Origin of the sequence: Methylorubrum zatmanii (assembly GCF_014845115.1) — a bacterium.
In the GTDB taxonomy this organism is placed as follows: domain Bacteria; phylum Pseudomonadota; class Alphaproteobacteria; order Rhizobiales; family Beijerinckiaceae; genus Methylobacterium; species Methylobacterium zatmanii.
Map to the genome: position 1 here is coordinate 1 of NZ_NKUI01000044.1, position 23,277 is coordinate 23,277.

Sequence of the window (23,277 nt, forward strand, 5' to 3'; positions counted from 1 at the left end):
CCCTGCCCCGAACCGTGAGCGATGCGTTTTTCCACTCCCCTGATCGAAGGGCGCCTCGTGCGGCGCTACAAGCGCTTCCTTGCCGACGTGACGCTGGCCGATGGCAGCCTCGTGACGGCCCATTGCGCCAATCCGGGCGCGATGCTCGGGCTCAATGCCGAGGGGTTCCGGGTGCTGCTCTCGCCCTCGACCAACCCTGCGCGAAAACTCGGCTTCTCGTGGGAACTGGTGGAGGCGGATCTGCCCGGCGGCCCGCAATGGGTCGGCATCAACACCGCCCGGCCCAACGCCCTGGTCGCCGAGGCGTTTCGCGCCAGGACCATCGCGCCCCTCGCCGGCTACGAGACGCTGCGGCCGGAAGTGGCCTACGGCAAGGCGAGCCGGGTCGATTTCCTGGCGAGCGGCGGCGGCCTGCCGCCCTGCCATGTCGAGGTGAAGAACTGCCACCTGATGCGGCAGCCGGGGCTCGCCGAATTTCCCGATTGCAAGGCGGCCCGCTCGGCCCGCCACATGGAGGAACTGGCCGCCGTCGTGGCCGCGGGCGGACGGGCGATGCTGATCGTCGTGATCCAGATGCAGGCGACCGCCTTCGATGTCGCCCGCGACATCGATCCGACCTTCGACCGCGCCCTGCAAGCCGCGCTGGCGGCGGGGATGGAGGCCTATGCCTATACCTGCGCGGTGGAGCCGGGCGGCGTCGAGATCGCCGCGCCGGTTCCGATCCTCACGCCGGGCGCGCCGCCCCCGCCCGCTCGAACATCAGGTTGAGGCGGGTCCGCGCGATCTGGCGGTAGCCGTGGGACTGGAGCAGGCCGGGCAGATCGATCTGCCACTGGTCGGTGCCGTTCTCGAGAACGATCAGGGCCGGACGCAGGGAGGCCGGCGCATCGCGCAGGAACGGCTCCAGGATCAGATCCTCGGCCCCCTCCACGTCGAGCTTGATCGCGTCGATCCGCTCGATCCCCTCCGAGCGGCACAGGCCGAGCAAAGTCACCGCCGGCACCCGCACGGCGGCGTTCTTCTGGGTGCCGACGATCTTCACGCTCGATTCGCCGCGGTTGCGCGGATCGATGAACAGGGTCAGCTCGCCCGCCTTGTCGGCCACCGCGCAGGCGATGGCCTTGACCGTGCCGAACGGGTTCTGGCCGATATTGAAGGTGAGCCGGTCGAACACATCGGGCTGCGGCTCGACCGCCAGGATGCGGGCGCGCGGTCCGGTGAAGCCGGCCACGAACAGGGCGTAGGCGCCGATATTGGCGCCGATATCGAGGAACACCGCGTCCTCGGGCAGGCGTTGCTTGAGCAGCGCCCGCTCCTGCGGATCGAAGAACTGCGGGGTGAAGAGCACCTTCTTCTCGCAGTTGTTGTTGTAGGGGTGCAGGCGCATCCGGGCGCCGTAGCGTTCCACGTCGAGGGGCCGGCCCCGCATCATCGAGATGGCGATGCGGCGCAGGAACATCGCCAACCGGCGGGCGCGCCAGGATTGCTCCGGCAGCTTCTGCGTCCGCTCGGCGATCCGCGCGACGAGGCCGGTGGGGGCGTAGGTGCCGTAGGGCGAGGAATCCGTCATCGTGGCGGGGTCATGCCAGCCGGAACGGGCGGCGGCAAGTCGCGCGGGACACGAGGGATTACGGTGCCGGCCGAAGAACCGGTTAAGGAACCGGCCACTGGCCTACCAAACGGCCCGTCTTGTCGCCCGAAGCATCGTCCCGGCCTTTGACATCGGCGCCTGGGCGCCCGATGAGACGACACCATGCAGAGCTTCGATTCAGACGGCGTCCAGATCGCCTATATCGACATGCCGGCCAAGGAGCCGCTCAAGGCCGGGAACGGCGATCCGATCCTGCTGATCCACGGCTTCGCCTCGAACCACGCGGTCAACTGGGTCAACACGCTCTGGGTCCGGTATCTGACCGAGGCGGGCTACCGGGTCATCGCCCTCGACAACCGGGGCCATGGCCAGAGCGAGAAGCTCTATGAGCCCACCGCCTATACCTCCGACCAGATGGCCGGCGACGCCGTGCGGCTGCTGCGCCATCTCGGCATCGCTCGGGCCGACGTGATGGGCTATTCCATGGGCGCGCGCATCGCCGCGCATATGGCGCTCGATTACCCCGCCGAAGTCCGCTCGCTGCTGCTCGGCGGCCTCGGCTACCACCTCGTGGCCGGAGAGGGCCTGCCGCAGGGCATCGCCGAGGCGCTGGAAGCCCCGCCCGGCACGCCCGCGCCGAACCCGACCGCCGCCAGCTTCCGCCTCTTCGCCGAGCAGACCAAGAGCGATCTGCGGGCGCTCGCCGCCTGCATCCGCTGCTCGCGCCAGACGCTGTCGCGGGCCGAGCTGTCGGCCATCGAGACGCCGACGCTGGTCACGGTCGGGGCGCTCGACACCGTCGCCGGATCCGGCCCCGAACTGGCCAAGCTGATGCCGAACGCCCGCGCCCTCGACTTGCCGGGACGCGACCATTCCACGGCCGTGGGCGACAAGCTGCACCGCCAGGGCGTGCTGGACTTCCTGGCGCAGCGGCCCTGACCGGCCTCAGCCGAAGCGGACCGCGCCCGCCGGCATAGCCTGTCGGCAGTAGACCGTTTGATCGACTGCGACGGGACGCGCCCGGTCGTTACGATGCGGCTTCCGTTCCGGGGCGAGCCATGCCGATTCCGATGCCGCAGGTCGATGGGCGCGAGCGCCACCGGTGCCTCGTCGCCCATGCGCTCGCGAACGGGCTGATCGTGGCCGCGATCCTCCTGCTGCTGATCGGCGGGCAGGCCTTGGCCTTTGCCTGACCCGTACCGGCCATAGCCGGGATCGTCTTGTCCGCCCTCAGCTCTTCAGCCGGTAGCCGGTGCGGAAGATATAGGCGACGAGCCCGAGGCACAGGGTCAGGAAGGCGAGAGTGGCGGCGATGCTGACGCCCACCGCGACATCGCCCCGGCCGAAGAAGGCCCAGCGGAAGCCGCTGACGAGATAGACCACCGGGTTGAACAGGCTCACCGCCCGCCAGAACGGCGGCAGCATCTCGATGGAGTAGAAGCTGCCGCCCAGGAAGGTCAGCGGCGTGACGATGAGGAGCGGGACGAGCTGGAGCTTCTCGAAACCGTCCGCCCAGAGGCCGATGACGAAGCCGAACAGGCTGAAGGTCAGCGCGGTCAAAAGCAGGAAGAACACCATCCAGAACGGGTGCGCGATGTGCAGCGGCACGAACAGCGAGGCCGTGGCGAGGATGATGAGGCCGATCACGATCGACTTCGTGGCCGCCGCGCCGACGAAGCCGAGGACCACTTCGAGGGGCGAGATCGGCGCCGACAGGATTTCATAGATCGTGCCGGCGAAGCGCGGGAAGTAGATGCCGAAGGAGGCGTTGGAGACGCTCTGGGTCAGGAGCGACAGCATCATCAGCCCCGGCACGATGAAGGCGCCGTAGGGGATGTCATCCACCGTCTGCACCCGCGAGCCGATGGCGGCCCCGAACACCACGAAATAGAGCGAGGTCGAGATGACCGGCGCGACGATGCTCTGCAGGGCCGTGCGCCAGAACCGGGCCATCTCGAAGCGGTAGATGGCGAGGACCGCCGGGACGTTCAGCATGGACACGCCCTTCATGCGCGCTCGCGGACGAGATCGACGAAGATGTCTTCGAGCGAACTCTGGCTGGTATCGAGATCGGTGAAGGCGATGCCGGCATCGGCGAGATCGCCGAGCAGGCCGGTGATGCCGGTGCGCTCCCCGCGCGTCTCGTAGGTGTAGATCAGGCTGCGCCCGCCCTCGCCGACCTGCAGGGCATGACGCGCCAAGCTCTCGGGCAGGGTGCCGACCGGCTCGCGCAGATGCAGGGTGAGCTGCTTCTTGCCGAGCTTGCGCATCAGCTCGACCTTCTCCTCGACGAGGATGATCTCGCCCTTTCGGATCACGCCCACCCGGTCGGCCATCTCCTCGGCCTCCTCGATGTAGTGGGTGGTGAGGATGACGGTGACGCCCTGCTCGCGCAGGCGGCGCACCAGCCGCCACATGTCCTGGCGCAGCTCGACATCGACGCCCGCCGTCGGCTCGTCGAGGAACAGCACCTTCGGCTCGTGGGCGAGCGCCTTGGCGATCAGCACCCGCCGCTTCATGCCGCCGGAGAGCTGCATGATCCGGCTCTCGCGCTTCTCGTAGAGGGCGAGATCCTTCAGGACACGCTCGATATGCCCCGGATCCCGGGGCAGGCCGAACAGGCCGCGGCTGAAGCTCACCGTGTCCCACACCTTCTCGAAGGCGTCGGTGGTCAGCTCCTGCGGCACCAAGCCGATCATCCGGCGCGCGGCGCGGTACTGACTCTGGATGTCGTGGCCGCCGACCCGGATCATCCCCTCGCTCGGCGTGACGATGCCGCAGACGATGTTGATGAGCGTCGATTTGCCGGCACCGTTGGGGCCCAACAGCGCGAAGATCTCACCCTTGGCGATGTCGAGGGTGACGCCGCGCAGGGCGTGCAGGCCCGAAGCGTAGACCTTCGACAGGTTCGCGATCGAGACGATCGGTTGCATCGGGGCCCTGAAATGGCGGGAGGGGCGGGCCCTATAGCACGGGCCGGAGCGCGAAGAACCCATCTCGCGCCGGTTACATTTTCAGGCGATTCGTCCCTCCGTTGCACGGAATGGCGGAACCGGAGGGCGGCCTGAGGCTTCTCCTCACGTTCTCCTGCGACAAACCATCCCTGAACCGGCCTGCCCTCGTTCCGATGGCGGGTCTTTTTTTGCTCCCAGCCCGCGCGTCCTCACACGACAGTCTGGATCGATCCGACCGACACCGCCGCGCCGGCCGGTTCATCCGCCTTGGACGCCAGAGCGGGCGCCAACACCTTGGCCGGGCTTGCCCGCAACAGGGCGATCAGCAACGCCGAGATCGTGAGCAGGTCGCAGGTCAGGCCGAACACCGACCCGACCAGGGTGTTGTGGGCGAGCCAGCACGAGGACGCGCCGAGGAAGCAGCGGCGCATCGCCTGCGGATCGAGCTGGAGCCGCGCCGTGGTCGCGAGCAGGGATCCGAGCCCAGCACAGGCCGAAGGCCAGCCATTCCATGTCGCCAGCGTCAGGCAGGCCGCGACGAGGCTGCTGGCCACGAAGAGCGGGGCGACCCAGGCCGCCCGGCCCTCGGCCCCGATCCAGCGGGCGGCGACCACGCCCTGCATCACCGAGACGAGGCACATCGCCGTCCCGGTCTGCGCCCCGAGCCGCAGGAAATGCAGCCCGAAACAGGCCGAGGAGGCCGCCGAGGTGAGCAGGATCGCGCTCCGGCGCGGCATCATGCCGGCCGCGAAGCCGAGGCACAGCCCCAGGCCTCCGAACAGGTCGAGATGTTCACGCGCGGCATCCCACGCGAGGGCAATGACATTGACGGGGGACATCTTGAGGACTCTCGAACGGCACGTCCGTGACTGGTTTCGGAGCCGTCGTGCCGGTGCTTGTTCTTGGTTTTTTCTCTCGCCGTCCCGTCGGGCCATCGCGAAAGCAGTGCCGAACGAAGGCGAAACCGCGCCCGCCTTGCCGAGTGCGCTATTCCTGCTTGGTGACCGGATCGTTAAGACGGCAAGAAGCGTACAACGGCGTGGCGCCGCTGCCTCACTTGAGGACGAGCGCCAAGTCCGCGCCGGAATGAGAATGAACGTTCATTGACACGAGAATGAACGTTCACTATCGCTGAACCGAGCGTAGGAGTTCGCGATGGGCCTGTCTCGCGGCGGTCGGATGTCGTCCCTTCCATCATTCGGCCGCGATGCCGGTCCATCCCAGGAGGGCGTCGGCCTCCTGCAATGGGTCGGGGCGGTCTGCACGCCGGCCAATCTTCTCGTCTGCTCGGTCGTCGCTCTCGGCTGGTTCGCCCTGATCGGCTGGACCGGAGCCGGGCCGGAGGGCTGGCAGGCGCGTCTCTGCGCCGATCTCGACCTGCAGCCGCGCGCCTGCGCCGCCGTTACGAACACCACGGGAACCTCTTCATGAGTGCGGCTGCCGGCGCGGTCATCGATGCGAGGAGCGGTCAGGCGGCCCGGCGCGAGCACATCCTCGACGCCGCGGAGGCCTGCTTCGTTCGCAACGGCTTCCACCGGACCACCATGCAGGATCTCGCCCGGGAAGCGTCGATGAGCCCGGGCAACATCTACCGGTACTTCGACGCCAAGGAAGCCGTGGTCCTCGGGCTCGCCGAGCGCGATCGTGAGCGCGGCGCCGTCCTGGTCGAGGCGATGGAGCGGGCCGGTGACAAGCGCGCGGTCCTGATGGCCATTCTCGGCCGCTTCTTCCACGACATCACCCGCGAGGCGGCGGTGCTGCGCCTCGACCTCTGGGCGGAGGCGACCCGCAACCCGGCCATCGCCGCCCTGGTGGAGCAGGGCGACGAGGAAGGACGGACGTGGCTCATCGAGATGTTCGAGGCGATCAAGACCTCCCCGGCCTGCGATCCGGCGACCCTGTTCGATGCCATCGCGCCGCTGATGAAGGGCATCATCGTCAGCCGGGCCCTGGCTCCCGATTACGATGCCAGCCCGGCAGTGGCGCAGCTTCATGCCCTGATCGACGCGGGCCTGTCCGGCTCGCTCCCCCGCGCCGATGCGGAGACCGGCCGATGACTTCCGTTCGGGCCCTTGCCCCCGCTCTCCTGCTCCTGGCCCTAGGCCTCGCTCCGGCTTGGGCCGAAACCGCTCCGGCGAAGGTCGCTCCGGCGCCCGTCGTCAGCGTGGTCGAGGCGGACCGGCGCGAGATCGTGGAGAGCGTGGTCGTGACCGGCACGCTGGTGCCGCGCGACGAGATTCTGGTGACGCCGGAGATCGATGGCTACCGCTTGGTCGAGCTTCTGGCCGAAGAGGGCATGCGGGTCGAGCAGGGACAGGTGCTCGCCCGGTTGTCCCGCGACCTGATCGACCGGCAGCTCGCCCAGCAGAACGCCCTGATCGACAAGGCCAGTGCCGCCGTTCCGCAGGCACAGAGCAACATCGAGCAGGCGGAGGCCGCCGAGCTCGAAGCCCGGCTCGCCCATGATCGGGCCAAGCAGCTGATCCAGAGCGGCAACACTACGGCGGTGGTGATGGAGAGCCGCACCGCCGCCCTGCGGCAGGCAGAGGGCAAGCTGGCCTTCGCCCGCAACGGGCTGGCCATGGCCAGGGCGGAACTCGCGCAGGCCAGGGCCGTGCGCGACGAACTCGAATTGCGGCTCGCCCGCACCGAGATCCGCGCGCCGGAGGCCGGCATCGTCAGCCGCCGCACCGCGCGGGTCGGCATGGCGACCTCCTCCGCCGCCGAGCCGCTGTTCCGGCTGATCGCACGGGGCGAGATCGAGCTGGAGGCCGAGGTCATCGAGACCAAGCTGCCGCTCCTGCGCGAGGGCAACCCGGCCTTCATCGAGATCGGCGACGGCGAGCGCGTCGCCGGCAGCGTCCGTGCCGTCTATCCCGAGGTCGACAAGGCGAGCCGTCTCGGCAAGGTCCGCGTGCGCCTCGATCCCGATCCGCGCCTGCGCATCGGCACCTTTGCCCGCGGCGCCGTGGAACTCGCCCGCACCCGCGGGGTCACCGTGCCCCAGGCCTCCGTCCTCTACGGCGGCGGCAAGCGCAGCTCGGTGCTCGTCGTCGCCGACGACAAGGTCGAGGCCCGCGAGGTCCGCACCGGCCTGTCCGACGAGGACGACATCGAGATCCGCGCCGGCCTGACCGAGGGCGAGCGGGTCGTCGCCCGCGCCGGAAGCTTCCTGCGGGACGGCGACCGTGTCCGCCCCGTCCCGGTCGCGCGTCAGGGCGCAACGCCGGCCGCGCTGTCCACCGCGCCCTCACCCCAGGCCACGGCCGACGCCGGCCCACGCTAAACCCCTCCCCCGCGCGGACATCCGCGCGGGCTTCGCCGGACCTCACCGACGGGTTGCCCCGATGCGCCTGAACATCTCCGCCTGGGCGATCCGGAATCCGATCGCGCCCCTCGTCCTGTTCCTCGTGCTGGTGGTGCTGGGCCTCGTCAGCTTTCGCGGGCTCGCGGTCACCCGGATGCCGAACATCGACGTGCCGATCGTCTCGGTGACGATCACGCAGGGCGGTGCCGCCCCCTCCGAGTTGCAGACCCAAGTGACGAAATGGGTCGAGGATTCGATCGCGGGCGTGCGCGGCGTCAAACACATCACCTCGGCGATCACCGAGGGCTCCTCGGTCACGACGGTCGAGTTCCGCCTGGAGGTGAACACCGACCGGGCGGTCAACGACGTGAAGGATGCGATCTCGAAGATCCGCATCAACCTGCCGCGCACCATCGACGAGCCGATCATCCAGCGCGTCGAGATCACCGGATTGCCGATCCTGATCTACGGCGTGACCTCTCCGGCGATGACGCCGGCGGACCTGTCCTGGTTCGTCGAGGACAAGGTCGCCCGCACGCTTCAGGGCGTGAAGGGGGTCGGAGGCGTCGAGCGCGTCGGCGGCGTCTCCCGTGAGATCCGCATCACGCCGCTGCCCGACCGCCTGCTCGCCCTCGGCATCACGGCGGCGGAGGTGAACAAGCAGGTGCGCGTCACCTCCGCCGACATGGCGGGCGGGCGCGGCGAAGTCGGCGGGCGCGAGCAGTCGATCCGGACGCTGGCCGCCTCGCGCACCATCCGCGACCTGAAGGCCACCTCCATCGTCCTGCCCGGCGGCCGGAAGGTCCGTCTCGACGATCTCGCCACGGTGGAGGATTCCATCGAGGAGCCGCGCACCTTCGCCCGCTTCAACGGCGCGCCGGTGGTGGCCTTCGCGGTCTCGCGCGGCTCGGGCGCGAGCGATGCCGAGGTCGCGGCCGGGGTCGAGAAGAAGATCGCCGAATTCAGCGAGAGCTATCCCGACATCCGCTTCGAGGAGATCGATTCCTCGGTTCTGGCGACGCGCGGCAGCTACGCCTCGGCCATGCACACCCTGATGGAGGGGGCGGCGCTCGCCGTCATCGTGGTCTTCCTGTTCCTGCGGGACTGGCGCGCGACCATGATCGCGGCGGTGGCGCTGCCGCTCTCGGTGTTCCCGACCTTCTGGGCGATGGATGCCCTCGGCTTCACCCTGAACGGCATCAGCCTGCTGGCGATCACGCTGGTGACCGGCATCCTCGTCGACGACGCCATCGTCGAGATCGAGAACGTCGTGCGCCATATGCGGCTCGGCAAATCGCCCTACCGCGCCTCGATCGAGGGCGCCGACGAGATCGGGCTCGCCGTCATCGCCATCACCGCGACCCTGATCGCGGTCTTCGCCCCCGTCTCCTTCATGGGCGGCATCGCCGGCCGCTACTTCATGCAGTTCGGCCTCACCATCGCGGTGTCGGTGTTCATGTCGCTGCTGGTGGCGCGGCTGATCACCCCGCTGCTGGCCGCCTATTTCCTGCGCGATCACGGCCATGCAGAGGAGAAGGAGGGCCCGGTGATGCGCGCCTATACCCGCCTCGTCGGCTGGTCGGTGCGCCACAAATGGATCACGCTGGTGGTCGGGCTGGCGCTGTTCGCCGGCTCGATCATGTCGACCAAGCTCCTGCCCTCGGGCTTCATCCCGAAGCAGGACAATGCCCGCACCCTGTTCATGATCGAGCTGGCGCCGGGCGCGCGGCTTGCCGACACCATCGCCGTCTCCGACCGGGTGGTCGCCCGCATCCGGGCGCTGCCGGAAGTCACCTCGGTCTTCGTCGATGGCGGACGGCAGGCCGGCGGCAAGAAGGAAACCCGTCTCGCCACGCTGATCGTCAACCTGACGCCGAAGAGCGAGCGGGCCCGGCGGCAATGGACCATCGAGACCGAGATCGCCGGCCTGCTGGCGGAGGAGCCGGACATCCGCTCCTGGACCCTGCGCGACAGCGGGCAGCGCGACCTCGCCCTCGTGGTCAGCGGCCCCGATGTCGATGTCGTGACCGAGATCGCCGCCCGGCTTCAGCGCGACATGGCCGCGATCCCGCATCTCGTCTCGGTGATGTCGACCGCGCCGCTCAACCGCACCGAGGTGCGGATCCGCCCCAAGGAGGGTGCGGCGGCCGATCTCGGCGTGTCCACCGACGTCATCGCCGAGACCGTCCGCGTCGGCACCATCGGCGACATCGGCATCAACCTCGCCAAGTTCAACGCCAAGGACCGGCAGGTGCCGATCCGGGTGCAGCTGCCCGAGAGTTCTCGCGGCGCGGTCTCGCGTCTCGAGAACCTGAAGGTGCCGGCCAAGAACGGCGTGGCCGTGCCGCTCGCGGCGGTGGCCGATATCGAACTCGACCAGGGCCCCGGCGCCATCGAGCGCTACGACCGCGCCGTGCGCGTCGCGGTGGAGGCCAACATGGAAGGCTCAGACGCCCTCGGCTCGCTGATCGAGCAGGCCCTCGCCACGCCGACGGCAAGGAACCTGCCGCCGGGCGTCACCATCCGCCAGACCGGCGATGCCGAAATCATGCAGGAGGTGTTCTCCGGCTTCCTCATGGCGATGGGCGCCGGCATCATGATGGTCTACGCGGTGCTGGTGCTGCTGTTCGGCTCGTTCCTGCAGCCGTTGACCATCCTGTTCTCGCTGCCCCTCTCCATCGGCGGCGCCATCCTCGGCCTGCTGATCTGCCACATGCCGATCTCGATGCCGGTCGTCATCGGCATCCTGATGCTGATGGGGCTGGTGACGAAGAACGCGATCATGCTCGTGGACTTCGCCGTCGAGGAGATGCGGGCGGGCGTCGACCGGGTGACGGCCATCATCGATGCCGGCCGCAAGCGCGCCCGGCCGATCGTGATGACCACCATCGCCATGGCCGCCGGCATGGTGCCCTCGGCGATGGCGCTCGGCATCGGCGGCGAGTTCCGCGCGCCGATGGCGGTCGCGGTCATCGCCGGCCTGATCGTCTCGACGCTGCTCTCCCTCGTCTTCGTGCCGGCGGTGTTCCTGCTGATGGACAGCCTGAGCGGCCTGCTCGGGCGCCTGCTCGGCCGCTTCGTCGGCCCCCGCGACGAGGCGGCGGACGGACCCGCCCCTGCCGCGGCGAGCCACCGATAGGCTCGGTACGCTCCGGTATTCGGCGGCGGCTCGTCGGGTTCGGCTCCTACCGCGAGCGGTCGAGCAGCCCCGAGACCACGCGGGCGGTGTAATCCACCATCGGCACGATGCGGGCATAGTTGAGCCGCGTCGGGCCGATCACGCCGACGACGCCGACGATCTTCTGCGCCCCGTCGCGGAAGGGCGCGGCGATCATCGAGGAGCCGGAGAGTGAGAACAGCTTGTTCTCCGAGCCGATGAAGATGCGCACGCCATCCCCCTGCTCGGCCCGGGCCAGCAGCTCGATCACGTCCTTCTGTGTCTCGAGGTCGTTGAACAGCAGGCGGATGCGTTCGAGATCCTCCGCCGCGCGCAAGTCGTCCAGCAGATTGGCCTGACCCCGCACGATGAGCTGGCGCGCCTCGGACGGGCCGACGGTGGTGGCGAGCCCGGCATCGACCAGCCGCTCGGTCAGCGCGTCGAGCTCGCTCTTCATCGCCTTGCGCCCGGCCTCGATATCGGCGCGCAGCGAGTCCAGCGTGCGGCCGCGCAGGCGGGCATTGAGGTAGTTCGAGGCCTCCTGCAGCGCCCCCGCCGGCAGGCCGGGGGGCAGGTCGACCAGCCGGTTCTCCACCGTGCCGTCGATCGACACCAGCACCACCAGCGCCCGGTCGGCGTCGAGCCGCACGAACTCGACATGCTTGAGCCCGGCATCGACCTTGGTGGTCAGCACCACACCCGCCCCGCGCGAGATGCCCGACAGCAGGGAGGAGGCCTCGGCCAGGGCCGAATCGAAGGTGTGCCGCGAGGCGGCCGCCTGCATCTGTGCTTCGATGCGCGCCTTCTCGTCGTGATCGACGTCGCCGATCTCCATCATCGCATCGACGAAGAAGCGCAGGCCGAGTTCGGTGGGCAGCCGCCCGGACGAGGTGTGCGGCGCGAAGATCAGCCCGGAATGCTCCAGATCCGCCATCACGTTGCGGATCGAGGCCGGCGACAGGCTCATCGGCAGGATGCGCGCGAGGTTGCGCGATCCCACCGGCTCACCGGTGGTGACATAGCTCTCGACGATCTGCCGGAAGATCTCGCGGGCGCGCTCGTTGAGGGCGGACAGCGCCTGAATCTGCGGAGGCACGTTGGTCTGAGGGGCTTCGGACAAGGGAAGGGTTGGAACCTGACAATCGATTGTGAGGGCTCGGGCGCCGCCGATCAATCCTCAAGCCTGCGGCGGTTCTGCGCGACCGGGGCTTTCCCTCGCCCTGTGCGGAAACAGGAACGTGGCCGGGATCATTCCGGAGCCCCGGACCGTTTCAAAACCGGGAGCCGCGCCTCAGGTTGCGGTCAGCCCTTCCCTTCATCGAGCGAAATGGAGCCACCGATAGTGCTGACAGGCGCACGAAAGACCATGGTGAAGGCCGCCGCCCTGGCCATCGCCGTCACCGGCTTGAGCCTCACCGCCGCGCCCCGCGCCGCCGAGGCTGCCCCGCTGCCGATCCAGACCGAGGCGACCGCACCGGCCGGCGGCATGATCGAGCAGGCCCAGTACCGGCGCCACCATCGCCATTACCGCCGCCACTATCGGCATCGCCGTCACCTGCACCGACACCACCGGTTCGGGCGGCCTCATCACTGGCATCGCCGGCATGGGCTGCATCGCCACTGGCGCTGAACCGCCCTCGGGGCCCCTCGGCCGCCGTCTCGCGACGGCGGCCTTTTTTATGACGAGCCGCGGCCGAGCCGGCAGTTGCCGGAGGCGGCGGCAGCGCCTAAGAGCCCTGGCTTCGATTTCCAATACGGAGCTTTTCAAGGATGCGGCCCTCGAAGCGCGCGCCCGACGCGATGCGCGACGTCTCGCTGGAACGGGCGGTTGCCCGCTACGCGGAAGGCTCCTGCCTCGTCACGTTCGGCAATACCCGCGTGCTCTGCACCGCCTCGCTCGAAGAGCGCGGGCCGCCGTGGCTGCGCGGCTCCGGCAAGGGCTGGGTGACGGCGGAATACTCCATGCTGCCCCGGGCGACCCATGAGCGGACCCGCCGCGAGGTCAATTCCGGCAAGCCCTCCGGCCGCACCCAGGAGATCCAGCGGCTGATCGGCCGTTCCCTCCGCGCCGTGACGAACCTGCCGGCGATGGGCGAGCGCCAGATCACCATCGATTGCGACGTGATCCAGGCCGATGGCGGCACCCGCACCGCCTCGATCACCGGGGCCTGGGTGGCCCTGCACGATTGCTTCGCCTGGATGCGCGCCCGCTCGATCATCTCCGTCGATCCGCTCAAGGATCACGTCGCGGCGGTGTCCTGCGGCATCTACAAGGGCAAGCCGGTGCTCGACCTCGACTATGCCGAGGATTCGGCGGCCGAGACCGACGCCAACTTCGTCGTCACCGGCAAGGGCGGCATCGTCGAGGTACAGGGCACCGCCGAGATGGAGCCCTTCACCGACGAGCAATTCCTGGAATTGCTGCGCCTCGCCAAGGGTGGTGTGGCGCAGCTCGTCGAGCTGCAACGGAAGGCCACCGCGTGAGCGGGCATCGCATCCTGACGGGCAAGGTCGTCATCGCGACCCACAATGCCGGCAAGCTCGTCGAGATGCGCGAGCTGCTGGCACCCTTCGGCGTCGAGGCGGTCTCGGCCGGCGAACTCGGCCTGCCCGAGCCCGACGAGACCGGCACGATGTTTTCCGAGAACGCGGCGATCAAGGCGCTCGCCGCCGCCAAGGCCTCGGGCCTGCCGGCCTTCGCCGACGATTCCGGCCTGTGCGTCGATGCCCTCGACGGGGCACCGGGGCTGTTCTCCGCGCGCTGGGCCGGCCCGGACAAGGACTTCGCCGGCGCCATGGCCCGGATCGCGGCGGAACTCGACAGCCGCGGCGCGAGCGACCGGCGGGCGCATTTCGTCTCGGCCCTGGTTCTGGCTTGGCCGGACGGTCATACCGAGCTGTTCGAGGGGCGAATCTTCGGCGACCTCGTCGAGCCGCGCGGCAGCCTCGGCTTCGGCTACGACCCGATGTTCCGGCCGGACGGCATGGATCGCACCTTCGGCGAGATCTCGTCCGAGGAAAAGCACGGCGTCGATTGGCAGAGCGGCAACGCCCTGTCGCACCGGGCCCGCGCCTTCGTCCTTCTCGCCAAAGCCTGCCTGCGCCGGCCGGGCTGACTTTTCGCCCAGGCTTCCGCTCCCCACATCCCTATGACAAGAGCCACCGAACCGGGGCTATCTCAGCCCCCGCCCTCATTCCGAGAGCGGAGGGTGGGGCACAATGAGCGGCCCGTTTGGGTCGAAACGTTCGAACAGGCCGATGCCCCCCGTGACACCGCCCGACCACCCGACCCGCGACGCGGGCTTCGGCGTGTACCTGCACTGGCCGTTCTGCGCCGCGAAGTGCCCCTATTGCGACTTCAACAGCCATGTCCGCTACGCGGGCGTGGATCAGCCGCGCTTCCTCGCCGCCTTCCGCCGCGAGATCGCCCACGCGGCGGCGCTGGCGCCGGGTCGCACCGTCACCAGCATCTTTCTCGGCGGCGGCACGCCCTCGCTGATGGCACCGGAGACGGTGGCGGGCCTGCTCGACGCGGTGGCCGGCGCCTGGGCCGTTGCGCCGGATGCGGAGGTGACGCTGGAGGCCAACCCCACCAGCGTCGAGGCGACCCGCTTTCGCGGCTACCGGGCGGCCGGGGTCAACCGCGTCTCCCTCGGTGTCCAGGCTCTCGATGACGGCGACCTCAAGCGGCTCGGCCGGCTGCACAACGTCGCCGAGGCGCTGTCCGCCGTCCGCACGGCGTCGGCGCATTTCGAGCGCTTCTCCTTCGACCTGATCTATGCCCGCCCCGACCAGACGCCCGCCGCCTGGGCAGCGGAATTGCGGCAGGCCATCGACCATGCGGCGGAGCATCTCTCGCTCTACCAGCTCACCATCGAGCCCGGCACACCGTTCTTCGGCCTGGCCCAGGCCGGACGCCTCGTCCCGCCGGACGACGAATCCGCCCGCGCCCTCTACGACGTCACTCAGGAGATCTGCGCGCAGGCCGGGCTGCCGGCCTACGAGATCTCGAACCATGCCCGTCCCGGCGCGCAGTCGCGTCACAACCTGCTCTACTGGCGCTACGGCGAATATGCCGGGATCGGTCCCGGCGCCCATGGCCGCCTCGTCCTCTCGGAGGGCCGCACCGGCACGCTGACCGAGAAGGCGCCCGAGGCCTGGCTCGCGCGGGTCGAGGGCGAAGGCCACGGCATGGTCGAGACCGAATGTCTCTCCGCCGAGGATCAGGGCGACGAGTTTCTGATGATGGGCCTGCGCCTCTCGGAAGGCATCGACCCGGCCCGCTACGCCGCCTTGAAAGGTCGGCCCCTCGATGCCCGGCGCCTCGACGCGCTGATGGCGGACGGCCTTGTCGCGCGGCGTCCTGACGGTCGCATCGCCGCGACCGCCCGTGGCGCTCCGGTCCTCAACGCCGTGGTGGCCGAACTGGCAGGCTGACGCCCACCCTGATCGTTCTCCCCTCCCGCCTCTCGCTATGCTATTTTGGCTTGAGGAGGCGTCGATGGCCGATATCCTGGATCAAGCCGTCGCGGCTCTGCGGCGGATGCCGGCAGCAGATCGTGAGAGCATGGCACAAGCCATTCTCACCGTGACTCAGGGCAGCCCAACGCTCGATATCGAGCCAGACCATCTTCCCTTCGTTCTCGAAGGACTTGCGCAGCTGGACCGTGGCGAGTTCATCGAGGGCGATCCGGAGGGTCTGATTGCCGCCGCCTTCCGACGCCACCTTCGGTGAAGCTGCGCCTTTCCGCTCGGGCGACGAACGATCTCAAGACCATCGCCACCTACCTCGCCTCACACGATCCGCAGGCAGCCCGTCAAGTTGAGCATCAGCTGGCGACGGCCCTGCGCAGACTCCTCGATCATCCCCAGGCAGGCCGTCCCGTCGGTCGCGGACTGCGCCGCTTCGTGGTGCCGCGCCTGCCCTACCTGATCTTCTATCGCGTGGATGAGGCGGAACAGGCCGTCGCTGTCGCGACGATCCGCCATGCCGCCAGACGGCCCATCCCGTAGCGTATGAGCGTGCGCAGCCTTATCACCAGCGATCGCCCAAAAAGCGTCAGATCCCCGATGGCGCCAGCACCTTCGGCGCCGGGCTCACCACCGTGGCGGCGTTGTTGCGGATCTCGTAGACCGCGAGCGTGCGCTCGCTGACACCCTCCGGGCGGAATCGGAATGTGCCATCGAGGCCGGAAAAGCCGGCTGGATTGGTCAGCGTCGCATCGGCGAAGCGCTGCGAACCGAACTGGCGCACGAGGGCGGCGATGAGGGAGACCGCATCGTAGCCGAGCGAGGCGGTGCGCGGCGGCAGCGTGCCGAAGCGGGCCTGATAACGCTGAGAGAAACCGGAGAAGCCGGCGGCGTCCGGGGCGGCGAACCATGCGCCCTGGAAGGCCGGCTGCGAGAACACGCGCGGATCGTTCCACAGGGCCAGTCCGACCGGGCGAACCCGCGCCGGTGAGAACCCGGCCCGCGTCAGGGCCGGGGCGACAGCGGCGAGGCCCTCCGGCGTATCCGGAACGAACAGGGCGTCGGCCTGCGCCGAAGCTCCCGCGATCACGCCGCGCAGACGTTCCACCGCCGGGCCCGGATTGCCGGCGGGATAACGCTCGATGGCGACCAGCCGGGCACGGCGCCGGGCCACCGCCTCTCGGAACTGTGCCTCGACGGCGTTGCCGTAGGTCGTCTCAGGAATCAGAGCGGCGAAGGAGCGGCGCCCGGCCGCCGTCGCCTCATCGACGATGCGGTCGACCTCCGATTGCGGCAGGAAGCTGATGAGGTAGACGCCGCGGGCGGCGACCGCCGCGTCGGTCGAGAAGGCGATCACCGGCTTGCCCGCCCCGCGCGCGACACTTCCCGCCGCCTGGACGTTGGCGGCGAAGAGCGGGCCGAGCACCACCTCGGCTCCCTCGGCGAAGGCCGCCTGGGCGGCCTCCCGCGCGCCTTCGGGCGTGCCACGGTCGTCCTTGACGAGGATGCGCAGGTCCGGCTTCTGGAAATCGTCGTAGGCGAGTTCGGCGGCGTTGCGCAGGGCGCCGCCGACCGCCGCGCCCTGCCCGCTCAGGGGCACGATCAGCGCGACCTTCACCGAGCCGGCGCCGATGGTCTCCTGGCCCGTCGCGACCGGTTCGGCGGGGGCCGACGGGGCCTGCGGGCGCGGCACGTCGGGGAGGCCGACGCAGGCGGCCAAGCCAGTGCAGAGAAGGGCGATTGCCGCGAGGCCTGCCTGAAATCCGACCCGTCGCGCCATCGCCGTTCCCCTTCGCGCGCAAATCGGGGTTACGATGCGGAGCGCCCTGTGAAAAGTAAATGTGAGGCCCAGCCTTTCCCCGGTCTTCAAAGGCGCTCGGACATGGCATTGTCGCGGCGATGACACAGCGACTCGACAAGCGCCCCGAAGGCGGCCCCCGCGCGCCCGCCACCTTCACAGCCTTCGGCCTCGCCGCCGAGGCCGAACCCCTGGCGCCGGGCCTCTACGTGGTGGCCACCCCCATCGGCAACCTGCGCGACGTCTCGTTCCGCGCCCTCGCGACCCTGGCCGCCGCCGACGCCGTCCTGGCCGAGGATACCCGCGTGACCCGCACCCTGCTGATGCATTACGGGATCACCACGCCGCTCCTGTCCTACCACGAGCATTCCAACGACGCCGTGCGCGAGCGGATGGTGATGCGGCTGAAAGGCGGGGAGACCCTGGCCCTCGTCTCCGACGCGGGCACGCCGCTGGTGTCGGATCCGGGCTTCAAGCTGGTTCAGGCGGCCATCGCCGCCGGCATCCCGGTCACGCCGATCCCCGGCCCCTCGGCGGTGATGACCGCCATCGTCGCCGCCGGTCTACCGACCGACCGCTTCTTCTTCGAGGGATTCCTGCCACAGAAATCCGGCGCGCGGCGCAACCGGCTGGAAGCGTTGGCCACCATCCCCGGCACGCTGGTCGTGTTCGAATCCCCCCATCGTCTGCCCGAGATGCTGGCTGACGCCGCCGAGACTCTCGGTCCCGAGCGTCCGGCGGCGGTGGCGCGCGAATTGACCAAACTCTACGAGACGATCCGCCGTGACAGCCTCGGCGGTTTGGCGGAAACCTTCGCGCAGGAGGGGCCGCCCAAGGGCGAGGTGGTGGTGGTGATCGGCGCGGCGCCGGAGGACGCGGTCGCGCGGGAGGCCGATACCGGGCTCGATGCCCGCATCGAGGCGGCCCTCGCCCGGCACTCGATCAAGGACGCCGCCGCCCTCGTCGCCGACGAGACCGGCCAGCCCAAGCGCGTCGTCTATGCCCGCGCCCTGGCGCTCGCTCGCCGCGGCGATGACGATACATCCGCCTGATCCGGCCTTACGCCGCCGCCTCACCTACGGCCGGGGCCTCTCCGCCGAGGCGTTGGCGCTGGCGGCCCTGATGCTGAAGGGCTACCGGCCGCTGGCCCGGCGCTACGCGGCGGCGGGCGGCGAGATCGACCTGATCGTCCGGCGCGGGCGCACGATCGCCTTCGTCGAGGTCAAGGCGCGCGCGACCCTGGATGCCGCCGCGACCGCCATCGATGCACGCAAGAGGGCGCGGATGTCCCGCGCCGCGCTGGCCTGGCTCGCCCGTCACCCGGTTCCCGCCGACGCGACTTTGAGAGCGGATGCCGTCTTCGTGGCGCCGCGCCGCTGGCCGCGCCACCTGCCGAACGCCTTCGAGATCGAAGGCGCCTGAGCGGATTGAGGAACGTCAGCCCTGCGCGCTCTCGATGGCGGCGATCAGGGTGCGCTTCAGGTCGGCTTGGCTGAAGGGCTTCTGCACCACCGGCCGGTCGCGGAACGGCTCGCGGATGCCCGCTCCGCCGTAGCCGGTCGAGAACACGATCGGCAGCTGACGCTCGGCGATGGCCTCGGCCACCGGATAGATCGGCTCGCCGGCCACGTTCACATCGAGGATGGCGACCGTGAAGGACTCGCTGCGGGCCATCTCCAGGGCGGTGGCGAGGCGTGCGGCCGGGCCGACGATCTCGCAGCCGAAATCCAGCAGCATATCCTCGAGCAGCATCGAGATCGCCGCCTCGTCCTCCACGACCAGCACGCGGGCGCCGGACAGACGATCCTCGTTCGAATCCACAGTCACGCCGGGTCGTCTTCCCTATCGATCCGTTCCTGAAACCGGAACGCTGTCTTGGCGGACCGGTCGCGTCTGGAACTCCGGGCGTGGCTCCCCCGACATGCTGCGGAAACGGATGCCCCACCCGGAAAACGCTGCCCGGCATTCGGAGCCGTCGCCCGTAAAGCTGGGCGTGTCAAGCACTGGAAAGCCGCGCTCGTGCTATGCTCGACGGCCTATGTTACTCAGCGCAACATTTCATTCACCCTGTCGCGGCTCGGCACCGTTCCGTCCGCGCTCCGACACCGGTTCCGGCCCCAGCCGGCGGGACCTTCTGGCCGGTGCCATCGCGGCGCTGCTGCCGGTGGGTGCCCGTGCCGCGCCGGCTCGCTCGATCGTGATCGGTTCAAAGAACGATACGGAAGGCCGCCTTCTCGGCGAGCTGATCGCCCAGGTTCTCGAAGGCCTCGGCCTGCCGGTGGAACGCCGCCTCGGTCTCGGCCCGACCCTGATCGTCCGCTCGGCCCTGCTCTCGGGGGAGATCGACCTTTATCCCGAATATACCGGCAACGTGGCCTTCTTCTCCGCCACCGAAACCGACCCGGCCTGGAAGACCGGTGACGGTGCCTATCACCGGGCCGCAAGTCTCGACGCGGCGCGCGGCCTCGTCTGGCTCGCGCGGGCCCCGGCCAACAATACGTGGCTGATCGCGGTGCAGGGCCGGCTCGCCCGGGAGCGGAACCTCGCCACCATGGCGGATTTCGCGAGCGCCGTGCGCGCCGACCTCATCCGCCTCGCCGCCTCGACCGAGTTCGTCGAGAGCCCCGCCGCCCTGCCCTCGTTCGAGGCGGCATACGGCTTCAGCCTGCCGCTCTCCCGCATCGTCAGCCTGCCCGGCGGCGACACGGCCGTCACCGCCCGCGCGGCGGCGGAGGGAATCAGCGGAATCAATGCCGGCATGGTCTACGGCACGGATGGGGCCCTGGCGGCCCTCGACCTGACCGTGATGAGCGATCCCAAGGGTGCGCAGATCGTCTACGAGCCGGCCCCCGTGATCCGTGCCGACACGCTCGACCGTTATCCGCAGATCCGCAGGGCCCTCGATCCGGTCTTCGCACGGCTCGACGCCGAGACTCTGCGGCAGCTCAACGCGGCCATCACCGTGGAGGGACGCACCGCCTCCGCGGTGGCGGCGGAATGGCTCGGCCGGGAGGCGGGCCGCCCGTGATCGCACGTCTCCTCCTCGGTCTCGCGGCAGCGGCGCTGGTGCCTGCGATATTCGCGCTTCTGCCGCTGCTGCACCTCGCTCCGAACCGGCTGGTCACCGGAACCCCGATCTCTGCGGGCGAGGTGCTCGGGCCCTGGTTTTGGCCGGTGGAAGGCCTCTCGGCCCTCGGCATCACCCTGCTGGCGGCGTGTCGCGGCCGGGTCGGCTCGGCGGTCGCCGCCGGTGCCTGCGCGGCAGCCGTCACTCTACTCCTGATCGGGCTCGGATCGGGAGCGGACACGGCCCTCGCCGGCCAGCCGCCAGCCTCGCGAGCGAGGCTCGCCGCCGGAGCCTGGATCGGCCTGATTCTGCTCTCCGCCGCCCTACCGCCGGCTGCCCGGCGGGCCGGCCTGCCCGGCGGAGGGCTGGTGGCAGGAGCGGGGCTTGGGGCGCTCCTCACGATTCTGTTTGCATCGGGCAGCCTCGACGGGTTGTCCCTCGCCCGCGAAGTGAGGAGCCGCCGCGATGTCCTGGGTCGGGCGATCCTCGACCATCTCACCCTTACCCTCGGCGCCCTGCTGCTTGCCCTGCTCGTGACCGTCCTGCTCGGCCTGTGGCGGCGCGGGCGCGGTGCCATCGATCTCGGGGTGAGCGGAGTACAGGTCGTCCCCGCCATCGCCCTGTTCGGCGGCCTCGTCGCCGCGGGCTCGGCTGTTCTCAACGCCCTCCCGGCCCTGCGCGGATACGGCCTATCGGCCCTCGGCACCGGTCCGGCGCTGGTTGGCATTGCCGCCTACCTGCTGCTGCCGCTCTGGCGCGGCCTAGAGGCGGCGCTGCGCGCGCCCGATGCGGAAAGCCTCGATGCGGCCCGCGCCCTCGGGCTCAGCCCGCGCCAGATCCTGACGGATCTCCGCCTGCCCCTCGGCGCTGCCATCCTCGTCGGCGGATTACGGGTCGCCTCGGTCCAGGCGCTCGGGCTCGCAACCCTCGGCGCCCTCGTCGGCGCGGGCGGGCTCGGCACCCTCGTCTTCGACGGCATGGCCCAGTTCGCACCCGATCTGATCCTGCTCGGGGCCCTGCCGATGATCGCCCTTTCCCTTGCCGCCGAAACCGGCCTGCGGGCCGTGGAGGCGGCGGCGCGCCGCCGGTGGCCGCGATGAGCCGCTTCGCACCGGCTCTCGGGCCGCTCCTTCTCGGCATCGTGCTCGGCCTCGGGAGCCATCCGGCCCTGGCCAGCCTCGTCGGCGGCGCTGCGCACCGTCCCCTCACCCCAGGACGCCTCACGGAGCTGGCTCTCAATCATCTCGCCCTGGCCGGCGGCGGGCTCGCCCTCGTGGCCGGGATCGGCGGCGGACTCGGCCTGATCGCCACGCGGGCACGCTTCGCTGCCTGGCGCGGGAGCATCGACACCCTCGCCGCCTTGGCCCAGGCGGTGCCGCCTGTGGTGGTGGTCGCCCTGGCCCTGCCGGTCCTCGGCTTCGGCGGCCCGCCGACGCTCCTGGCTCTGGCCGCCTACGGCATCATGCCCGCCCTGCGCGGCACCGTCGCCGCCCTCGAATCCGTGCCGCCAGAGGCGCGCGAGGCGGCCCGCGCCATCGGGCTGACGCCCGGTCAGGTGCTGCGACAGGTCGAACTCCCGCTGGCTGCGCAGGGCCTCGTCGAGACCCTGCGCACCGCCTTCGTCCTGTCGGTCGCCGTGACGGCGGTGGGGGCCTTGGCCGGTGCCGCCACACTCGGCACCCCGATCGTCGCCGGACTTCAGAACCAGAACTTCGTGGCGATGCTGCAAGGCGCGCTGGCCAGTGCGGCCATGGCCTTCCTCGGGGACGCGCTGCTGCTGGCGGCGGGCGGTCTGCTGCGGCGTGAGTGAGGACGGTTCACTTATCGAGGAATTCGACCTTCGCACCCTTTTGCGTCCGGCTCGCGAGATCCCGCGCATCCCAGTTGGTCAGGCGGATGCAGCCGTGCGACTCGGTCTTGCCGACCTTCTCCGGCTCCGGCGTCCCGTGAATGCCGTAGGACGGGATCGAGAGATCGATCCAGACGATCCCGACCGGATTGTTCGGCCCCGGATGGATCGAGAACTTCTTCCGGGCCTTCACACCGGCGAAGCGGTATTTCGGATTGTAGGTGTACCAGGGATCGAAGGCGATGGCCTTGACCTTGGCCGAGCCGTCCGGCGCCGGCTTCTCGGCGCTGCCGATGGAGGCGGGGTAATCCGCCGTCAGCTTGCCGTCCTCGCCATAGGCCTGCAACCGCTTGGTGCGCTTGTCGATCTCGATGCGGGTGACCTTGGGCGGGAGCGGCGCACCCTCGACCTTGCCCTCACCCAGCGGCGGCACCGCCGCCACCACGAGGGTGCCGCCGGCCTTGTCCAGGGGCACGTCCGGGTTGAGGGCGGAGAGCAGGTCGCGCTGCATGTGGAAGCGCTCGGCCAGCATCTCGCGGGGGTTGGTGTAGCGCATCGGCCCGACCTCGGCCTGCTCCTCCATCTTGCGCGGCATCGCCTCGACGAAGGGGCCTTTCACGTCCGCCTCGGTGATCGTGTACTGCGTCACGACGGGATCGCGGCTCGTCGCCTGGAGCCGGTCGAACAGCTCGCGGGTGAGCCGGTTCGTGGCCGGCAGCCCCTGAGCGGCGGCGAAGGCCGAGAGCGCGCCGCGCAGGTTCTCGCCGTCGCGCCCATCGATGGCGCCGGGGGAGAACCGGGCGCGGTCGAGCAGAACCTGCACCTTCACCAGCAGCGGATCCGGCCTGTCACCGGCCTCCTTTTTGGCTGCGGCCTTGGTCTTCGCTTTGGCGGCCTTGTCCGGCTTCGAATCCTCCCGCGACTCTTGGAAGGTCGCGTTCTCGATCGCCTCGCGGGTCAGGGCCGGCGTCTCGGCCGCGCTCACGGCCGGCGCAACGACCACACTCAGAAAACAGAGCGCCGTCAGCGCCCCCCACATCGACGCCCGTCCCATCGCCCGTCACGCTCCTCGGCCCACGACCAG

General features: G+C 69.9%; 26 protein-coding genes. 18 read left to right on the forward strand and 8 right to left on the reverse strand.

The genetic code is table 11. The annotated features are described in order from the left end of the window. The first annotated feature begins 21 nt into the window (after positions 1-21). Positions 22-768, forward strand: coding sequence for a DNA/RNA nuclease SfsA (gene sfsA / locus MZTS_RS05910; RefSeq protein ID WP_192282506.1), 747 nt, complete (start codon positions 22-24; stop codon positions 766-768). Here sfsA and MZTS_RS05915 read toward each other — a convergent pair. Continuing rightward, positions 725-1,570, reverse strand: a complete 846-nt coding sequence (locus MZTS_RS05915) for an FkbM family methyltransferase (RefSeq protein ID WP_192282508.1) — start codon at positions 1,568-1,570, stop codon at positions 725-727. The genes sfsA and MZTS_RS05915 overlap by 44 nt on opposite strands. Positions 1,571-1,753: 183 nt before the next feature. Between MZTS_RS05915 and MZTS_RS05920 the strand changes: the two genes are divergently transcribed. Beyond that, the gene (locus MZTS_RS05920; protein WP_192282510.1) at positions 1,754-2,530 is read left to right on the forward strand and encodes an alpha/beta fold hydrolase; all 777 of its coding nucleotides are present in this window, start codon (positions 1,754-1,756) and stop codon (positions 2,528-2,530) included. A 119-nt stretch (positions 2,531-2,649) separates the two neighbouring features. Beyond that, positions 2,650-2,784 carry a hypothetical protein gene (locus MZTS_RS25460; RefSeq protein ID WP_281397011.1) on the forward strand — a complete coding sequence of 45 codons (135 nt, stop codon included), beginning with the start codon at positions 2,650-2,652 and terminating at the stop codon, positions 2,782-2,784. A 37-nt stretch (positions 2,785-2,821) separates the two neighbouring features. Here the strand turns inward: MZTS_RS25460 and MZTS_RS05925 are convergent, their stop codons facing one another. From MZTS_RS05925 to MZTS_RS05935, 3 genes are all read right to left on the reverse strand, one after another. Beyond that, positions 2,822-3,601 (reverse strand): ABC transporter permease, encoded by a 780-nt coding sequence (locus MZTS_RS05925; protein WP_009864491.1) that lies wholly within the window; start codon positions 3,599-3,601, stop codon positions 2,822-2,824. Next, the gene (locus MZTS_RS05930) at positions 3,598-4,524 is read right to left on the reverse strand and encodes an ABC transporter ATP-binding protein (RefSeq protein ID WP_192282512.1); all 927 of its coding nucleotides are present in this window, start codon (positions 4,522-4,524) and stop codon (positions 3,598-3,600) included. The genes MZTS_RS05925 and MZTS_RS05930 overlap by 4 nt, the downstream gene beginning before the upstream one ends. A 230-nt stretch (positions 4,525-4,754) precedes the next feature. Further along, positions 4,755-5,384, reverse strand: coding sequence for a YgjV family protein (locus tag MZTS_RS05935; protein WP_192282514.1), 630 nt, complete (start codon positions 5,382-5,384; stop codon positions 4,755-4,757). A 316-nt stretch (positions 5,385-5,700) separates the two neighbouring features. Here MZTS_RS05935 and MZTS_RS05940 point away from each other — a divergent pair, with 316 nt between their 5' ends. The 4 genes from MZTS_RS05940 (at position 5,701) to MZTS_RS05955 (ending at position 10,991) form a co-directional block, all read left to right on the forward strand. Further along, entirely contained in the window at positions 5,701-5,976 is a 276-nt protein-coding gene (locus MZTS_RS05940) for a hypothetical protein (RefSeq protein WP_192282516.1), read from the forward strand. Then, positions 5,973-6,602 carry a TetR/AcrR family transcriptional regulator gene (locus MZTS_RS05945; protein ID WP_009865890.1) on the forward strand — a complete coding sequence of 210 codons (630 nt, stop codon included), beginning with the start codon at positions 5,973-5,975 and terminating at the stop codon, positions 6,600-6,602. The genes MZTS_RS05940 and MZTS_RS05945 overlap by 4 nt, the downstream gene beginning before the upstream one ends. Next, positions 6,599-7,831, forward strand: a complete 1,233-nt coding sequence (locus MZTS_RS05950; RefSeq protein WP_192282518.1) for an efflux RND transporter periplasmic adaptor subunit — start codon at positions 6,599-6,601, stop codon at positions 7,829-7,831. Before MZTS_RS05945 ends, MZTS_RS05950 begins: the two co-directional genes overlap by 4 nt. Before the next feature lie 61 nt (positions 7,832-7,892). Further along, entirely contained in the window at positions 7,893-10,991 is a 3,099-nt protein-coding gene (locus MZTS_RS05955) for an efflux RND transporter permease subunit (protein WP_192282520.1), read from the forward strand. A gap of 46 nt (positions 10,992-11,037) precedes the next feature. On the opposite strand, the gene hrcA is transcribed toward MZTS_RS05955, so the two are convergent. Next, positions 11,038-12,129 carry a heat-inducible transcriptional repressor HrcA gene (hrcA, locus tag MZTS_RS05960; RefSeq protein WP_192282522.1) on the reverse strand — a complete coding sequence of 364 codons (1,092 nt, stop codon included), beginning with the start codon at positions 12,127-12,129 and terminating at the stop codon, positions 11,038-11,040. A 246-nt stretch (positions 12,130-12,375) separates the two neighbouring features. Here hrcA and MZTS_RS05965 point away from each other — a divergent pair, with 246 nt between their 5' ends. The 6 genes from MZTS_RS05965 (at position 12,376) to MZTS_RS05990 (ending at position 16,022) form a co-directional block, all read left to right on the forward strand. Next, positions 12,376-12,639 (forward strand): hypothetical protein, encoded by a 264-nt coding sequence (locus tag MZTS_RS05965; protein WP_246482021.1) that lies wholly within the window; start codon positions 12,376-12,378, stop codon positions 12,637-12,639. Positions 12,640-12,779: 140 nt separating this feature from the next. Beyond that, positions 12,780-13,493, forward strand: a complete 714-nt coding sequence (gene rph, locus MZTS_RS05970) for a ribonuclease PH (RefSeq protein ID WP_192282526.1) — start codon at positions 12,780-12,782, stop codon at positions 13,491-13,493. Beyond that, positions 13,490-14,125 carry an RdgB/HAM1 family non-canonical purine NTP pyrophosphatase gene (rdgB, locus tag MZTS_RS05975; RefSeq protein WP_192282528.1) on the forward strand — a complete coding sequence of 212 codons (636 nt, stop codon included), beginning with the start codon at positions 13,490-13,492 and terminating at the stop codon, positions 14,123-14,125. Before rph ends, rdgB begins: the two co-directional genes overlap by 4 nt. A gap of 142 nt (positions 14,126-14,267) precedes the next feature. Further along, positions 14,268-15,446, forward strand: a complete 1,179-nt coding sequence (gene hemW / locus MZTS_RS05980; protein WP_192282530.1) for a radical SAM family heme chaperone HemW — start codon at positions 14,268-14,270, stop codon at positions 15,444-15,446. A gap of 64 nt (positions 15,447-15,510) precedes the next feature. Then, on the forward strand, positions 15,511-15,744 hold the full coding sequence (locus tag MZTS_RS05985) for an acetyltransferase (protein WP_192282532.1): 234 nt from the start codon (positions 15,511-15,513) through the stop codon (positions 15,742-15,744). After that, the gene (locus tag MZTS_RS05990) at positions 15,741-16,022 is read left to right on the forward strand and encodes a type II toxin-antitoxin system mRNA interferase toxin, RelE/StbE family (RefSeq protein WP_192282534.1); all 282 of its coding nucleotides are present in this window, start codon (positions 15,741-15,743) and stop codon (positions 16,020-16,022) included. The genes MZTS_RS05985 and MZTS_RS05990 overlap by 4 nt, the downstream gene beginning before the upstream one ends. Positions 16,023-16,068: 46 nt before the next feature. Here MZTS_RS05990 and MZTS_RS05995 read toward each other — a convergent pair whose 3' ends face one another. Further along, a complete protein-coding gene (locus MZTS_RS05995; RefSeq protein ID WP_192282536.1) occupies positions 16,069-17,259 on the reverse strand; it encodes a penicillin-binding protein activator in 1,191 nt (396 codons plus the stop codon). Between the two features lie 119 nt (positions 17,260-17,378). Here MZTS_RS05995 and rsmI point away from each other — a divergent pair, with 119 nt between their 5' ends. Further along, positions 17,379-18,329, forward strand: a complete 951-nt coding sequence (gene rsmI, locus MZTS_RS06000) for a 16S rRNA (cytidine(1402)-2'-O)-methyltransferase (RefSeq protein WP_192282538.1) — start codon at positions 17,379-17,381, stop codon at positions 18,327-18,329. Beyond that, on the forward strand, positions 18,316-18,699 hold the full coding sequence (locus tag MZTS_RS06005) for a YraN family protein (RefSeq protein WP_192282579.1): 384 nt from the start codon (positions 18,316-18,318) through the stop codon (positions 18,697-18,699). Before rsmI ends, MZTS_RS06005 begins: the two co-directional genes overlap by 14 nt. Before the next feature lie 15 nt (positions 18,700-18,714). On the opposite strand, the gene MZTS_RS06010 is transcribed toward MZTS_RS06005, so the two are convergent. Continuing rightward, on the reverse strand, positions 18,715-19,104 hold the full coding sequence (locus MZTS_RS06010; RefSeq protein ID WP_192282540.1) for a response regulator: 390 nt from the start codon (positions 19,102-19,104) through the stop codon (positions 18,715-18,717). Positions 19,105-19,474: 370 nt separating this feature from the next. Here MZTS_RS06010 and MZTS_RS06015 point away from each other — a divergent pair, with 370 nt between their 5' ends. Genes MZTS_RS06015 through MZTS_RS06025 form a run of 3 tightly spaced genes read left to right on the forward strand, consistent with a single transcriptional unit; the run spans position 19,475 to position 22,154 of the window. Beyond that, positions 19,475-20,305 carry an ABC transporter substrate-binding protein gene (locus MZTS_RS06015; protein ID WP_378738538.1) on the forward strand — a complete coding sequence of 277 codons (831 nt, stop codon included), beginning with the start codon at positions 19,475-19,477 and terminating at the stop codon, positions 20,303-20,305. Continuing rightward, entirely contained in the window at positions 20,302-21,444 is a 1,143-nt protein-coding gene (locus MZTS_RS06020) for an ABC transporter permease subunit (RefSeq protein ID WP_009864148.1), read from the forward strand. Before MZTS_RS06015 ends, MZTS_RS06020 begins: the two co-directional genes overlap by 4 nt. Then, a complete protein-coding gene (locus MZTS_RS06025; protein WP_192282545.1) occupies positions 21,441-22,154 on the forward strand; it encodes an ABC transporter permease in 714 nt (237 codons plus the stop codon). The genes MZTS_RS06020 and MZTS_RS06025 overlap by 4 nt, the downstream gene beginning before the upstream one ends. A gap of 7 nt (positions 22,155-22,161) precedes the next feature. Here MZTS_RS06025 and MZTS_RS06030 read toward each other — a convergent pair whose 3' ends face one another. Next, on the reverse strand, positions 22,162-23,247 hold the full coding sequence (locus tag MZTS_RS06030; protein ID WP_192282547.1) for a L,D-transpeptidase family protein: 1,086 nt from the start codon (positions 23,245-23,247) through the stop codon (positions 22,162-22,164). Positions 23,248-23,277 lie beyond the last annotated feature (30 nt).

Bases quoted from the DNA above. Each gene is read 5' to 3' on its own strand.
- MZTS_RS05995 (WP_192282536.1), bottom strand. From the start codon at position 17,259: ATGGCGCGACGGGTCGGATTTCAGGCAGGCCTCGCGGCAATCGCCCTT.
- hemW (WP_192282530.1), top strand. From the start codon at position 14,268: ATGCCCCCCGTGACACCGCCCGACCACCCGACCCGCGACGCGGGCTTC.
- rsmI (WP_192282538.1), top strand. From the start codon at position 17,379: ATGACACAGCGACTCGACAAGCGCCCCGAAGGCGGCCCCCGCGCGCCC.
- MZTS_RS05950 (WP_192282518.1), top strand. From the start codon at position 6,599: ATGACTTCCGTTCGGGCCCTTGCCCCCGCTCTCCTGCTCCTGGCCCTA.
- MZTS_RS05915 (WP_192282508.1), bottom strand. From the start codon at position 1,570: ATGACGGATTCCTCGCCCTACGGCACCTACGCCCCCACCGGCCTCGTC.
- MZTS_RS05945 (WP_009865890.1), top strand. From the start codon at position 5,973: ATGAGTGCGGCTGCCGGCGCGGTCATCGATGCGAGGAGCGGTCAGGCG.
- MZTS_RS05925 (WP_009864491.1), bottom strand. From the start codon at position 3,601: ATGAAGGGCGTGTCCATGCTGAACGTCCCGGCGGTCCTCGCCATCTAC.
- MZTS_RS05930 (WP_192282512.1), bottom strand. From the start codon at position 4,524: ATGCAACCGATCGTCTCGATCGCGAACCTGTCGAAGGTCTACGCTTCG.
- MZTS_RS05965 (WP_246482021.1), top strand. From the start codon at position 12,376: ATGGTGAAGGCCGCCGCCCTGGCCATCGCCGTCACCGGCTTGAGCCTC.
- MZTS_RS05935 (WP_192282514.1), bottom strand. From the start codon at position 5,384: ATGTCCCCCGTCAATGTCATTGCCCTCGCGTGGGATGCCGCGCGTGAA.
- MZTS_RS05920 (WP_192282510.1), top strand. From the start codon at position 1,754: ATGCAGAGCTTCGATTCAGACGGCGTCCAGATCGCCTATATCGACATG.
- MZTS_RS06025 (WP_192282545.1), top strand. From the start codon at position 21,441: ATGAGCCGCTTCGCACCGGCTCTCGGGCCGCTCCTTCTCGGCATCGTG.
- MZTS_RS06030 (WP_192282547.1), bottom strand. From the start codon at position 23,247: ATGGGACGGGCGTCGATGTGGGGGGCGCTGACGGCGCTCTGTTTTCTG.
- MZTS_RS05955 (WP_192282520.1), top strand. From the start codon at position 7,893: ATGCGCCTGAACATCTCCGCCTGGGCGATCCGGAATCCGATCGCGCCC.
- MZTS_RS05940 (WP_192282516.1), top strand. From the start codon at position 5,701: ATGGGCCTGTCTCGCGGCGGTCGGATGTCGTCCCTTCCATCATTCGGC.
- sfsA (WP_192282506.1), top strand. From the start codon at position 22: ATGCGTTTTTCCACTCCCCTGATCGAAGGGCGCCTCGTGCGGCGCTAC.
- MZTS_RS25460 (WP_281397011.1), top strand. From the start codon at position 2,650: ATGCCGATTCCGATGCCGCAGGTCGATGGGCGCGAGCGCCACCGGTGC.
- rph (WP_192282526.1), top strand. From the start codon at position 12,780: ATGCGGCCCTCGAAGCGCGCGCCCGACGCGATGCGCGACGTCTCGCTG.
- MZTS_RS05985 (WP_192282532.1), top strand. From the start codon at position 15,511: ATGGCCGATATCCTGGATCAAGCCGTCGCGGCTCTGCGGCGGATGCCG.